Consider the following 11,494-nt stretch of genomic DNA (forward strand, 5'->3'; position numbering starts at 1 on the left):
GCGGAGAAAGACCGTGACGGGAGAGGTTGGAGAGGTGAGTGGATATGGCACAGGAAAAGCGTGATTATTACGAAGTGCTGGGGGTATCCAAGGGGGCAAGCGATGCCGAGATCAAAAAGGCATACCGCAAGCTTGCCATGAAGTACCACCCGGACTATAACCCCGGCGATAAGGACGCCGAGGCAAAGTTCAAGGAGATCAACGAGGCAAACGAGGTGCTTTCGGACCCGAAAAAGCGCCAGCTGTACGACCAGTACGGCTTTGCCGGTGTTGACCCCACTTATGCAGCACAGAACGGCGGCGGCCCCGGCGGCTTCAGCGGTTTTGGCGGCGACGGTGTGGACTTGGGCGACATTTTTGGCGATATCTTCGGCGGCGGCTTTGGCGGCTTCGGCGGCTCGTCCCGTCAGGCAAATCCCAACGCCCCCCGCAAGGGTCAGGACATCCGGGTGCGCATCACCCTGAGTTTTGACGAGGCCGTGCACGGCTGCAAGAAGAACATTACCATCACCCGTCAGCAGGAGTGTACTGCGTGCCACGGCTCCGGCTGCGCCGCCGGTACTAGCCCCGAGACCTGCCCGGACTGCGGCGGACGCGGCTTTGTCATCCGCCAGCAGCGCACCCCCTTTGGCGTGATGCAGACCCAGCAGCCCTGCTCCCGCTGCGGCGGCAAGGGCAAGCTGGTAAAGAACCCCTGCAAGGTCTGCCACGGCAGCGGCAAGGTGGCTACCAAAAAGACGCTGGAGGTGTCCATCCCCATGGGCATCGACGACGACCAGAGCTTTGCACTGCGCGGCATGGGCGATGCCGGTACCAACGGCGGCCCCGCCGGGGATGTCATCGTCATGGTCAGCGTGCGCCCCAGCGAGGTGTTCCAGCGCGACGGATACGATGTGTGGGTCACCGTGCCCATCACTTACAGTCAGGCTGTGCTGGGCGACAGCGTCACCGTACCCTCCATTGACGGCAAGGTGGAGTACACCGTGCCCGAGGGCACCCAGAGCGGCACCACCTTCCGCCTGCGCGGCAAGGGCATCCAGTACCTGAACGGCCGTGGCCGCGGCGATATGTACGTCAAGTGCGAGGTGGAGATCCCCAAAAAGCTGAACAAGACCCAGCGCGATGCCCTGAAAAAATTTGAGGGCACTTTGAAAGAAGAAAACTACGAAAAGCGTAAGGGCTTCTTCAAAAAGCTGAAGGATATGTTCAACGCATAAGATATGAGATCCCCTGAACTGCCGGGAACATCAGCTCAGGGGATTTTTGTTTTTGTTGAAAATCTACACAGAATCGAGTATAATATAACTGATGATTCGGGACGTCGCATTTGGGAAAGAGGTTTATATGGCAAGGTTTATACCGTTTATTCTGAAAACAGATGATGAACAGAAAATAGGTGTGCGGATCACACGCATGAAAAAAGCAGATGCGGCACAGACGGAAAAAGAGCCTGTATGGCAGACGAGTTGGATGTCTGCCTATATCCAGAAGGATGCTTTTGAAAAGTATGCGTTAAAAACAACGGATGGCGAATTGGTTGCACTGGCAGCGTATGAAATACTGGAAAATGATGTGATGGTGCACATCACCTATATTGAAAGCCAGCCGGAAAGCAACCCGACAATTGTTGGTCATTCCAAAAGATATCAGGGAATCGGACGGGTTTTGATTGCCTACGGTATCAAGCTGTCGATCGATCATGGATGTGGCGGGACGGTCACATTTGAAGCAAAGGTTCCGGAATTGGCAGAACACTATATCCGGGATTATGGCGCGTGCCCACTGCCGAGTTTTGGCGGAGCGCCGCGTTATGAACTGTCTGGCGAGGCGGCTATGAATATCTTTGTGACGTATTTGAAGTGAGGTGTTTTCGATGGATGCAAAAGAGTATTTCCAGCGTGACCCGGAACGGGAGGCGTTTTATCGCACGTTTTATCAGATTTGTCGCCGTTTCAATGTTACATGGTCTACGGCAACGCCGGAGGTCAGAGCCTTTGTGGAGGAAGCGACCCGTGTGACCTACGAACAGGAGAAAGCACAGCGCAGCGGGCTTTCGCCCAATACAGTAAAACCATTTTTTGGAGATACCGCTTGCTGAAAAAAGGCACGATACCCGGGTCGATTGTATTATAAAAAACCAAACGGCGGCGCGTTCCATCGGAGCGTGCCGCCGTTTTTTGCGTTTGAAACCACAAAAACAGCGGAGGCGCTGCCCTTTCGGGCAGCGCCTCCGCCTGCTTTGTTCTTTGGTGTACTCCGATCCGTCTTATGAGATAAGATGGATCAGAGCAGGATGATCGCTGCGTTGATGACCAGACCGACACCAGAAGCGGTTGAAGTGACGAACCATGCAGCGCAGGCGAGGTCGCGGATGGTGTTGGCAGTGCTCTTCTCCATATCAGTAGCCAGAGCATCCAGACCCTTCTCCATCCAAGTGTTGGGGTTCTTACGGCGGTAGTCGCGGACAGCGGTCACGCCTTTGAACCAGCCGTACGGAGGAATCAGCCAGCACAGCAGAGCCTCAGACATGGTAGCAGTAGCGCCGCCTTCGGTGTAGGTCATTTCCTCAGTGGACAGGACGTTGTAATACGCGGGCATCATCATTTTTTCCATAATAACACTCCTTTTGAAACAAAGCTATCCAAAACGGTGTATCCAAACGCACCGTTTTTTCTGAATAAAGGGTCTCAGCGCACGACCAGCAGAATGGCGCTCAGGGGAGCCAGTGCCACTACCATGGTGGCGGAAACGGCGTCCCGTACAAAGTTGCCGGCAGATTTGCCCATATCGGCAGCAATGGCATCGGTGGCACGGCCCATCACGGTAAAGAAGTTGCCGTCCTTGTTGCCGTCCTGCTGCAGCCAGGTGCGTGCCTGCTTGATGCCCCAGATATAGCTGGAGGCCAGCACCACAGCACCTACGACCGTTGCGGCGGTAGTGGCGAGACCGGCAGCATTATCCACTGCGCCGCCGCCGGTGGTATAGGTCATTTCTTCGTTGGAAAGTACCGCATAATCTGCGGGATAATTCATCTTTTTCATCTTCAATACTCCTTTGTCAAGGGGGAATGCCGCATTGCATCCCGATTCCCCGGCGTCCATACCCAAGGCCGATAGAGCATTGTTCTCTATATGGTCATTCTACAACAGTGGTCGGATTTTATCAAGGGGTTTTGGCACATCTGTGCAAAAACTGGCGGGACGCATGAAATTGCAGCTATAAATTTGTGAAAATAGACTGCAATAATTTCGGCATTTGGTTATTTTACCCCGTCACCCCGGCGCGGTAGAGGTAGGGGTCGCTCTTGAAACTGTCAAAATTGTACAGCACAAGGATCTGGTCGTAGCTGTTATCAGCGATCAGCTTGTCCAAGCCGTAGTTGTAGTTGCGGAAATCCACCACGTCAATGTCGGCGTAGTTGGCGGTCAGGTAGGGCACAAAGCAGTTGGCGTAGCTGTCCTTGATGACAAGGATGCGCCCGCTGCCGTTGCCCTGCACCCGGCTTAAACCGTTGTTGCCGTGCAGGAACATGGCATATTTATCATAGACGGCGAGTTTCTCCGTGTCGTACAGGCCGGTGGTCTGCCCCTCGGCGGGCTGGCCTGCCGCCGTCACGTTCCAGACCGTCAGGGTGTTGTCAAGGTCGTAGTAGGTGATCACGTCCGGCACGGCGTTCCATGTGCGCGCCTTGGCGTAGTGGGTGCCGTAAAAGCCATCGGCAGTCAGCGCAGTGTGGGCGGCGGTATCAAAGGGGGTAAGGCCAAGGGCATCGCACAGCTGGCTGTAAGCGTAGTAAGCGCCAAGGCTCGTCCAGTGGTGGTCGGTGCGGTAATAAATATACTCGCTCTTGTGGGCGGTAAGGGTCTGGCGCACGTCCACAAAGCTGCCGCCGGCCGCCTGCACCGCAGCGGAAAGCTGGTCAAGGTAGCCGTCCTCGTCCAGCAGGGGGGCGTTGGCGGGCACGTTCTCTTTATAAATATCGCTGGCAGCGGGTGCCACCAGTACATTCACCTTGCCCGGGTAGCGCTGGCACAGGCTGGTGAGCGCTGCGGTGTTTTTGGGCAGGGTGCGCTCCTCGCTGGAAAGCAGCCCGTAGGTGCGGGGGAACATCATGTGCTCCTTGCCCAGCAGGATGCCGCCGTTCTGCTGCTTTTGCAGCAGAGTGGTCTCCACCACGCTCTGCAGACTGATCCACTGGTCGCGCCCCGCCACCTGATCCTTGACGTATTTGGTGTAGGCGGTAAAGTAGCTGTTCAGCCCCTTGGCAGTGAACTGGGTCAGCGCTGGGCGCTGGCTCAGGGTGGTATTCTCCAGCTCGCTGTAACTGCGATCCGGGGTGACCATATCCAGCGCGAACAGCCCGATGAAAAACAGGCTGAACACCACCAGCACCGGGTAGTGCAAAAGGGAGGAGGTCTTTTTCTCGTGTTTGGACATCTTCCCGCCTCCTTAAAAGTTAAAATACAGGAACGGGCTGTTGGTGCTGCCCACCACATAGGCGGTGGAGACCACCAGCAGCGTCAGGATGGCGGCGCAGCGGGTAACTGCGTTCTTGCGCAGCACATCCCACAGCTTTTCGATCAGCGGGGTGCAGCACACCACGCTTACCGCCAGCAGCACGCCGTAATTCCGCAGGAAATACAGCGGCGACACCCCGCCGGAGGGGACAAAGAGCTTTTGGAACAGCAGCCCGAAGGACACGCCGGTGTCGTTGCCCACGAACATCGCCCAGCCTACCACCACGAGGAACAGGGTGTAGAAATGCGGCCACACCTTGCCCTTTTTCAGGTAGGGCAGCAGGAACAGCTTTTCGACCGCCAGCAGCACAAAGTAGTAAAGGCCCCAGCAGATAAAGTTCCAGTTCGCGCCGTGCCAGATGCCGGTGAGCAGCTCCACGATAAACAGGTTCAGGATCTGCCGCTTGAGCCCCTTGCGGTTGCCGCCCAGCGGGATATACACATACTCCCTAAACCAGCCGGACAGGGTCATGTGCCAGCGCCGCCAGAACTCGGTGATGGAAGCGGAGATATAGGGGTAGTTGAAGTTTGCGGGGAAGTCGAAACCCAGCATCTTGCCCATGCCGATGCCCATGAGGGAGTAACCGGAGAAATCGAAGTACAGCTGCAAACTGTATGCGATGATGCCCAGCCACACCAGCGGGGTGGAAGCATTTGCCAGACCCACAAAGGTGGTGGAGGGGCTGTCGGCTACCCCGATGATATCCGTCCACAGTGCGCCCACGGCGTCCGCCAGCAGCACCTTTTTGGCAAGACCGAAGGTGAACAGGGTCATGCCCTCTTCAATCTGCTTGAAGTTATAGCGGTGCTTGTAGACGTGCAGCTGGTCGGAGACGTCCCGGTACTTGACGATAGGCCCCGCGATGAGCTGCGGGAACATGACCACATAAGCGCCGAAGTCGATGATATTGCGCTCGGCTTTTACATCCCGGCGGTAGACGTCGATGGAGTAGGAAAGGGTCTGGAAGGTGTAGAAGCTGATGCCCAGCGGCAGGGTGCCGATGCCCTGAATTTCGGCAAAGGCGGTGCCCAGCAGGGCATTCACGCTGCGCAGCACAAAGTTTGCGTACTTGAAGTAGAACAGCATCCCTAAGCTGCCAATGAGCGCCACCAGCAGAAAAAAGCGGCGCAGCGCGGGCTTTGCATCAAAATGTTCGATGGCAAGGCCGCTGAGATAGTTGATGAGGATAAGCGCCACCATGACCGGGAAAAAGCGCACCTCGCCCCAGCAGTAGAACACCAGACTGCACAAAAACAGCACGGTGTTTTTCAGTTTTGCGGGGGCAAGATAGTACAGCGCCAGCGTGATGGGCAAAAAGCGGAACAGGAAGATGATGGTGCTGAAAACCAAGGGGTCAGCCTCCTTTTTTACACGGAATTACAAACTCAGCCTTCCCCCGGTCGGGGGAAGGTGGCATGACGGATGCGGGCGCAGCTTCAGCAGAAATACCCCTCATCAGGGGCTTTCTACTGAAAAAAGCCGATGCCGCAGATGGCACCGGCTCGGAAGATCAGATTCAGCTGTTCAGGGCGCTGTCCACAGCGCTGTTCAGGTCTGCGGAGCACTCGTTGGAGGCGATCACCATGACCACTCGGTCGCCCTTGGAGGAGATGATGGCGTTTTCCACGTTGCTCTGTGCCTGTGCAAACTCGGCGTAGTTGCCGTAGAAAGCCACCTGATCCTGCTTGTAGCTTTCCAGTGCGGTCACCACGTCCTGTGCCTTGCCGGAAGCGGCTTCCACCACCAGCACAAGGCCGGCGTCGCCGTTGTCATTGCTCTTCACGCCCTTGTAGGCGGCTACGTCCTCCGCCTTCAGGCCGAAGTCGTACTCGATGTTCATGGCGGCGATCTCGAACTGGTTGGAGATGGGGTTGGCAGCCAGCAGGGTCTCCACGGCGCTGCCCAGATCGGCGGTGCCGTTTTCAGCGGTATCCGCCGCCGGGGCGGCAGTGCTGGAAGCCGGTGCAGAGGCAGAGGCGCTGGACACGGAGGACGGCGCGGAAGAAGCGCTGCCGCCGCAGCCGGTCAGGGCAACAGCCAGCACGGCGCTGACGGCGATCACAGAAAGTTTTGTGCGGTTTATCATAAAATATTCCTTCTTTTGTTGAATTCATTTGTCACAGCCCGGGGCGGTATTGCGCACACGGGCAGACTGTACTTATCTTACCATAACAGCAGGTAAATTGCAACGCACCCCACAGGGTTTTCACGAAAATCCTTTTTGTAGTTTGCCCCGGGACAAGAGCCTTCACCCCTTGGGGGGAAGGTGGCGCGTAGCGCCGGATGAGGGGTAATTTCCCGCGGGCAGCAGCTAAAGGCGCACCCTCATCAGTCACCTACGGTGACAGCTTCCCCCGACCGGGGGAAGCCATCATTCGGAATATTGATTTCCATGCAGTTTTCATCGGATTTTAACCGGTCACGGTCTCCCCGGCGGCAATGCGCTGCAAAACGGCGATGGCGTCCTCCAGACACAGGCCGCTCCGGTTGAGCAGGGCGGCGTTTTCCGGGCCTACATAGCGCCAGTGCCACGGCTCGTAGGTGATGCCGGTCACGCTTTCGGCTTCCTTGGGGTAGCGCAGGATAAAGCCGTACTGCTCTGCGTTCTCGCACAGCCAGCGGAAAGCGGCGGTGTCGGCAAAGCCGGTGTCAAGGGTGGTGTGCTCCGGGCTGTTCAGGTCGGCGGCAAGGCCGCAGTTGTGCTCGGAGCAGCCCGGCGGGTTGACGATGGCAGCCGCCTTTTCCCGGGCGGCGGCTTCGCTCAGACCCTTATCACGGTAGTACTGGGTCTTGTTGTCGTACAGCTTTTTCTGGTAGCTGACGCTGCGGTAGCCGCTCTGCATCCGCACATCCACGCCGTCCTTGGCGGCAGCGGCCTGCATGGAGAGAAAGGCATCGGCGGCTTCGGTCTGCAAAGTCTTGTTGATGGCGGTAGCCGAGCCGCATTCCTTGGTCTCGACGGGGTAGTCCTCCGTTATCGGGTGGGTGCGGTTGACAAGGATCATACGGGGGTCGTCCAGGATGGCCTGTGCCTGTGCGGCGGTAAGGGTGCTCTGCTGCACGCCGTTTTCGGCGGGCTGCTGCACTGGCGTTTCGGGCAGGGCGCTTGCAGGCTGCGCAAGGCTCTCGGCAGGCAGCTCGGGCAGCTGCGGCACCGCAGCTTTGCGGGTGCAGGCGTAGGCAGCGCCGCCCGCCACAAAACAGGCCAGCGCCGTCAGGCAGAGCAGACGGCGGGCGTGATGGTTGCGATGATGGGAAGAACGCATAGACTATACCTTCTTTCGCAAAAAAGGATAAGCACCCGCCGCCCCGGGCAGACTATCCGCAAAAGGGGGCGCGGGAAGATGAAGATGACAGCGCAGGAATACGCACGCCGGGTGCAAAAGGCAGGGCCGCATTCGCCGCTTCTGGCAGACTGCCTGTGGGCGTTCTGTGTAGGCGGCGGCATCTGCCTGCTGGGCGAAGGGCTGCGCCAGCAGTTTTTGCGGCAGGGCGCGGACGCCGAAACGGCGGGCACCCTGACCAGCTGCACCCTGATTTTGCTCTCGGCGGTGCTGACCACGCTGGGCTGGTACCAGAAGCTGGCGGCAAAGGCCGGGGCGGGGTCGCTGGTGCCCATCACCGGCTTTGCCAACGCGGTGGTCAGCGCGGCCATCGAGTTCAAGGCCGAAGGCCGGGTGACGGGCACGGGAGCCAAGATGTTCCTCATCGCCGGGCCGGTCATCGTGTACGGCACGCTGGCGGCGGTGGTGTACGGTGCGGTGCTGTGGCTGCTGGGGGCTTCTATCCTATAATACGGAACAGCCCCGCCGGATATTGCAGCGCCGCAGCAACAGTATAGCACGTTCCGGGGCATTTTTTGCAGAAAGGGAGAAATTTTTTATGACAGAGCGTCGGGGCGATACCCTGTTGTTCCACACCCCGCCGGTCATCGCCGCACAGGCGGCGGTGGGCGGCAAAAAAGAGAGCGATGGCCCGCTGGCGGCGGGCTTTGATGAACTGACCACCGACAACCGGCTGGGACAGCGCAGCTGGGAAGCCGCCGAAAAGCAGTTGCAGCTGCGGGCGGCGCGGCTCTGCCTGCAAAAGGCGTCTCTGCCCGCAGAGCGGGTAGACCTTGCGCTGGCAGGGGACTTGCAGGCGCAGTGCACCGCCTCCGGCTACGCGCTGCGGGAGCTGGGCGTGCCCTTTGCGGGGCTGTTCGGCGCGTGCAGCACCATGGCCGAGGCGCTGGCGCTGGGCGCGGCACTGTGCAGCAGCGGGGCGGCACAGAACCTGTTGACCATGAGCTCCAGCCATTTCTGCGCGGCAGAGCGTCAGTTCCGCACCCCGCTGAGTTACGGCGCGGTGCGCACCCCTACCGCGCAGTGGACGGCTACCGCCGCCGGGTGCTGCCTGCTGCGTCCGGCAGGGCAGGGGGTGGGCATTGCCGCCGCAACCCTTGGCCGGGTGCAGGACTATAACATCAAGGATATCAACAACATGGGCGCAGCCATGGCACCGGCAGCAGCCGCCACGCTGCTGCATTATCTTGCCGATACCCATGCAGAACTGCGGGATTTTGACTGCATCTACACCGGCGACCTTGGGCTGGTAGGCAGTCAGATGCTGCGGGAGTTGTTGGCAGCAGAGGGTCTGCTGCTGAAAAACCACGCGGACTGCGGCTGTCTGCTTTACGATGCCGAGGAGCAGCGGGTAAAGAGCGGTGGTTCGGGCGCGGGCTGCTGCGCCGCCGTGCTCTGCGCACATATCCTGCCAAAGCTATTGCGCCGCGGCAGCCGCCGGGTGCTGTTCATCGCCACCGGGGCGCTGATGAGCCAGACCACCTTTTTGCAGAAGGAGAGCATCCCGGCGGTGGCACATCTGGTGGAACTGACCGCACCGGAAAAGGAGAGCTGAAATGAACTATCTGTGGGCATTTTTAATAGGCGGTGTCCTCTGCGCGGTGGGGCAGCTGCTCATCGACCTGACAAAGCTGACCCCGGCCCGCATCCTGACCGGCTATGTGGTGGCGGGAGTGGTACTTTCGGCGGTGGGGCTGTATGCGCCGCTGGCAGAGTTTGCCGGTGCGGGGGCGAGCGTGCCGCTGCTGGGCTTTGGGCATCTGCTGGCAAAGGGGGTGCGCACCGCCGTGGCGGAAAAGGGGGCCATCGGCATCCTGACCGGCGGGCTGACTGCTGCCTCTGCGGGCATCACCGCAAGCCTTGTCTGCGGCGTGGTGTGCAGCCTTGTGGGCAAAAGCCATGACCAGAACTGAATAATGGGATGCGTTTGCGGCTTGCGGGAAAGTGCTGCTTGCCTGCGCTGCTTCGCTATATTTTGCGCCCGGCGGCTGGTAAACTGGGGGCAAAACGGAGGTGAAGCGCATGAAACACAGCGGACAGACCGTATTGTGGGAGCTGTGGGCAGCGCTGTGCCTGTGCACGGCGCTGGTGCTGCCGCCGGGCAGCCCGTGGCTGCACGAGCCGGCACTTTTGTACCCGGGGCTTATGCTGGCGGCGGTGGTCCCTGCAGCGTGGGCGGTGTGGTGGATGGTGCCGCCGCAGCCCCTGCCGCCGGAGCAGCTGCTACAGCCGGTGCAGCGGCAAAGCCTTGCCGCACTGTGCGGGACATAACGGCAGAAAAAACAAAAACCCCTGTGCCGGATACCCGGTACAGAGGTTTTGTTCGTCAATCAAACTGCGCGATCAAGCGTTCTTGTTAGCACGCTTTGCCATACGGCTGATCTTGCGGCTGGCGGTGTTCTTCTTGATGACACCCTTAGCGCGAGCCTTGTCGATCGCGGAAACAGCAGCCAGGACGGTTGCGTCCTTGTCAGCGGCATTCGCATCGATGGCAGCGTCTGCCTTCTTGACGACTGTTTTCAGGTTGGTCTTAATGGCCTTGTTGTGAGCCTGCTCTGCAGCAGCCTGCACGACGCGGTCCTTCTGAGATTTGATGTTAGGCATTCGTTCCACCTCCTTGGCTACCTATAACAGCGCACCCTATGATACCATATTTCGCGTACCAGCGCAAGCGTTTTTTTGATTTTTGTTTGGAAAAGTTTTATTTTTCCCATACTTTCCGGCAAGAAAGCGGGCTTTTGCCCCAAAAAGGAACGGAGAGTGTGGAAATGCGTACTACGGATATGGCCGACGAGCTGTTCAGCGGCGCGGCGCAGCCCCTGCCCGCAGGGGTGCGGCTGGCCACCGCCCGCCACGGCGGGGTGACGGTAACGCGGGTAGAAGTTGCCCGCGAGGGGCTCAGCCGCCCCCGGGGCAGGTATGTCACGCTGGAAATGCCCAGCGTCAGCGTGCTGGACGAGCGGGACGCCGCCGTCATTGAGGTGTGCGCCCGGGAGCTGCGCGCTCTTTTGCCGCCCAAAGGCCCTGTGCTGGTGCTGGGGGTGGGCAACCGCCGTATCACCGCCGATGCCCTTGGCCCGCGCACGGTGCAGCACATCCTTGTCACCATGGGCGCGGGCGCTGCTCCACCGGTGCGGGGCTTGCGCCCGGTGGCAGCCGTTGCGCCCGGGGTGGCGGCAGCCACCGGGCTTTCGCTTCAGCAGCTGGCGGCGGCGCTGGTGGGGCAGCTGCGCCCGGCGGCGGTGGTCTGCGTGGACAGTCTTTGCTCTGCCGAGGGGCAGCGGCTGGGGCGCACGGTGCAGTTTTCGGACTCGGGGCTTTACCCGGCGCAAACCGACCACACCCGCCACCTGACCCGGGATACCTTAGGCGTGCCGGTGGTGGCGGCGGGCATCCCCACCCTGATGCAAGCGCAGGAGGGCGCAGACCTTGTGGTCACGCCCCGGGCGCTGGACAGCGTCATCGCCCACGGCGCGGCGCTGCTGGCGTGTGCGGTCAACCGCGCCTTGCAGCCCCGCCTTACCGTGCAGCAGCTCTGCTGGCTGACGGGGTGAACGATTTGAAATGCCCTCCGCTGGGGCAGGAGGATGCTGCCGAGGGATGTTCTCTTTTGACACCAAAAGAGAACCAGA

The 11,494-nt window shown here is 59.7% G+C and carries 15 protein-coding genes; 8 read left to right on the forward strand and 7 right to left on the reverse strand.

What is annotated here, in order from left to right; genetic code table 11:
* The first annotated feature begins 44 nt into the window (after positions 1-44).
* The 3 genes from dnaJ to DXB44_RS14430 all read left to right on the forward strand — a co-directional run bounded on the left by dnaJ (position 45) and on the right by DXB44_RS14430 (position 2,098).
* Positions 45-1,217, forward strand: a complete 1,173-nt coding sequence (gene dnaJ / locus DXB44_RS09410; protein ID WP_118658543.1) for a molecular chaperone DnaJ — start codon at positions 45-47, stop codon at positions 1,215-1,217.
* 127 nt (positions 1,218-1,344) lie between these two features.
* Positions 1,345-1,863 carry a hypothetical protein gene (locus DXB44_RS09415; RefSeq protein ID WP_118658544.1) on the forward strand — a complete coding sequence of 173 codons (519 nt, stop codon included), beginning with the start codon at positions 1,345-1,347 and terminating at the stop codon, positions 1,861-1,863.
* A 10-nt stretch (positions 1,864-1,873) separates the two neighbouring features.
* Positions 1,874-2,098 (forward strand): hypothetical protein, encoded by a 225-nt coding sequence (locus DXB44_RS14430; RefSeq protein WP_147366428.1) that lies wholly within the window; start codon positions 1,874-1,876, stop codon positions 2,096-2,098.
* A 185-nt stretch (positions 2,099-2,283) separates the two neighbouring features.
* On the opposite strand, the gene DXB44_RS09420 is transcribed toward DXB44_RS14430, so the two are convergent.
* The 6 genes from DXB44_RS09420 to DXB44_RS09445 all read right to left on the reverse strand — a co-directional run bounded on the left by DXB44_RS09420 (position 2,284) and on the right by DXB44_RS09445 (position 7,784).
* Positions 2,284-2,613, reverse strand: a complete 330-nt coding sequence (locus tag DXB44_RS09420; protein WP_005925259.1) for a hypothetical protein — start codon at positions 2,611-2,613, stop codon at positions 2,284-2,286.
* Between the two features lie 74 nt (positions 2,614-2,687).
* A complete protein-coding gene (locus DXB44_RS09425; RefSeq protein ID WP_055186576.1) occupies positions 2,688-3,041 on the reverse strand; it encodes a hypothetical protein in 354 nt (117 codons plus the stop codon).
* A gap of 223 nt (positions 3,042-3,264) precedes the next feature.
* Positions 3,265-4,437, reverse strand: coding sequence for a DHHW family protein (locus DXB44_RS09430; RefSeq protein ID WP_118658545.1), 1,173 nt, complete (start codon positions 4,435-4,437; stop codon positions 3,265-3,267).
* Positions 4,438-4,449: 12 nt separating this feature from the next.
* On the reverse strand, positions 4,450-5,868 hold the full coding sequence (locus DXB44_RS09435; protein WP_118658546.1) for an MBOAT family O-acyltransferase: 1,419 nt from the start codon (positions 5,866-5,868) through the stop codon (positions 4,450-4,452).
* 166 nt (positions 5,869-6,034) lie between these two features.
* The gene (locus tag DXB44_RS09440; RefSeq protein ID WP_118658547.1) at positions 6,035-6,604 is read right to left on the reverse strand and encodes a DUF4358 domain-containing protein; all 570 of its coding nucleotides are present in this window, start codon (positions 6,602-6,604) and stop codon (positions 6,035-6,037) included.
* Positions 6,605-6,929: 325 nt separating this feature from the next.
* A complete protein-coding gene (locus DXB44_RS09445; protein WP_118658548.1) occupies positions 6,930-7,784 on the reverse strand; it encodes a M15 family metallopeptidase in 855 nt (284 codons plus the stop codon).
* A gap of 78 nt (positions 7,785-7,862) precedes the next feature.
* On the opposite strand from DXB44_RS09445, the gene DXB44_RS09450 reads away from it, so the two are divergent.
* The 4 genes from DXB44_RS09450 (at position 7,863) to DXB44_RS09465 (ending at position 10,133) form a co-directional block, all read left to right on the forward strand.
* Positions 7,863-8,312 (forward strand): SpoVA/SpoVAEb family sporulation membrane protein, encoded by a 450-nt coding sequence (locus tag DXB44_RS09450; RefSeq protein ID WP_097779383.1) that lies wholly within the window; start codon positions 7,863-7,865, stop codon positions 8,310-8,312.
* 88 nt (positions 8,313-8,400) lie between these two features.
* On the forward strand, positions 8,401-9,417 hold the full coding sequence (locus DXB44_RS09455) for a stage V sporulation protein AD (RefSeq protein WP_118658549.1): 1,017 nt from the start codon (positions 8,401-8,403) through the stop codon (positions 9,415-9,417).
* A gap of 1 nt (position 9,418) precedes the next feature.
* On the forward strand, positions 9,419-9,775 hold the full coding sequence (gene spoVAE / locus DXB44_RS09460) for a stage V sporulation protein AE (protein ID WP_055186569.1): 357 nt from the start codon (positions 9,419-9,421) through the stop codon (positions 9,773-9,775).
* A 109-nt stretch (positions 9,776-9,884) separates the two neighbouring features.
* Positions 9,885-10,133 carry a peptidoglycan synthetase gene (locus DXB44_RS09465; protein ID WP_118658550.1) on the forward strand — a complete coding sequence of 83 codons (249 nt, stop codon included), beginning with the start codon at positions 9,885-9,887 and terminating at the stop codon, positions 10,131-10,133.
* 72 nt (positions 10,134-10,205) lie between these two features.
* Here DXB44_RS09465 and rpsT read toward each other — a convergent pair whose 3' ends face one another.
* Positions 10,206-10,466 (reverse strand): 30S ribosomal protein S20, encoded by a 261-nt coding sequence (gene rpsT / locus DXB44_RS09470; RefSeq protein ID WP_005943554.1) that lies wholly within the window; start codon positions 10,464-10,466, stop codon positions 10,206-10,208.
* Positions 10,467-10,630: 164 nt separating this feature from the next.
* Here rpsT and gpr point away from each other — a divergent pair, with 164 nt between their 5' ends.
* The gene (gene gpr / locus DXB44_RS09475; RefSeq protein WP_118658551.1) at positions 10,631-11,416 is read left to right on the forward strand and encodes a GPR endopeptidase; all 786 of its coding nucleotides are present in this window, start codon (positions 10,631-10,633) and stop codon (positions 11,414-11,416) included.
* Positions 11,417-11,494 lie beyond the last annotated feature (78 nt).

Source organism: Faecalibacterium sp. OM04-11BH, from assembly GCF_003482185.1.
Taxonomy (GTDB): Bacteria; Bacillota; Clostridia; order Oscillospirales; family Ruminococcaceae; genus Faecalibacterium; species Faecalibacterium tardum.

Coding starts and splice junctions, on each gene's coding strand:
- dnaJ (WP_118658543.1), top strand. CDS start 45: ATGGCACAGGAAAAGCGTGATTATTACGAAGTGCTGGGGGTATCCAAG.
- DXB44_RS09415 (WP_118658544.1), top strand. CDS start 1,345: ATGGCAAGGTTTATACCGTTTATTCTGAAAACAGATGATGAACAGAAA.
- DXB44_RS14430 (WP_147366428.1), top strand. CDS start 1,874: ATGGATGCAAAAGAGTATTTCCAGCGTGACCCGGAACGGGAGGCGTTT.
- DXB44_RS09420 (WP_005925259.1), bottom strand. CDS start 2,613: ATGGAAAAAATGATGATGCCCGCGTATTACAACGTCCTGTCCACTGAG.
- DXB44_RS09425 (WP_055186576.1), bottom strand. CDS start 3,041: ATGAAAAAGATGAATTATCCCGCAGATTATGCGGTACTTTCCAACGAA.
- DXB44_RS09430 (WP_118658545.1), bottom strand. CDS start 4,437: ATGTCCAAACACGAGAAAAAGACCTCCTCCCTTTTGCACTACCCGGTG.
- DXB44_RS09440 (WP_118658547.1), bottom strand. CDS start 6,604: ATGATAAACCGCACAAAACTTTCTGTGATCGCCGTCAGCGCCGTGCTG.
- DXB44_RS09445 (WP_118658548.1), bottom strand. CDS start 7,784: ATGCGTTCTTCCCATCATCGCAACCATCACGCCCGCCGTCTGCTCTGC.
- DXB44_RS09450 (WP_097779383.1), top strand. CDS start 7,863: ATGAAGATGACAGCGCAGGAATACGCACGCCGGGTGCAAAAGGCAGGG.
- DXB44_RS09455 (WP_118658549.1), top strand. CDS start 8,401: ATGACAGAGCGTCGGGGCGATACCCTGTTGTTCCACACCCCGCCGGTC.
- spoVAE (WP_055186569.1), top strand. CDS start 9,419: ATGAACTATCTGTGGGCATTTTTAATAGGCGGTGTCCTCTGCGCGGTG.
- DXB44_RS09465 (WP_118658550.1), top strand. CDS start 9,885: ATGAAACACAGCGGACAGACCGTATTGTGGGAGCTGTGGGCAGCGCTG.
- rpsT (WP_005943554.1), bottom strand. CDS start 10,466: ATGCCTAACATCAAATCTCAGAAGGACCGCGTCGTGCAGGCTGCTGCA.
- gpr (WP_118658551.1), top strand. CDS start 10,631: ATGCGTACTACGGATATGGCCGACGAGCTGTTCAGCGGCGCGGCGCAG.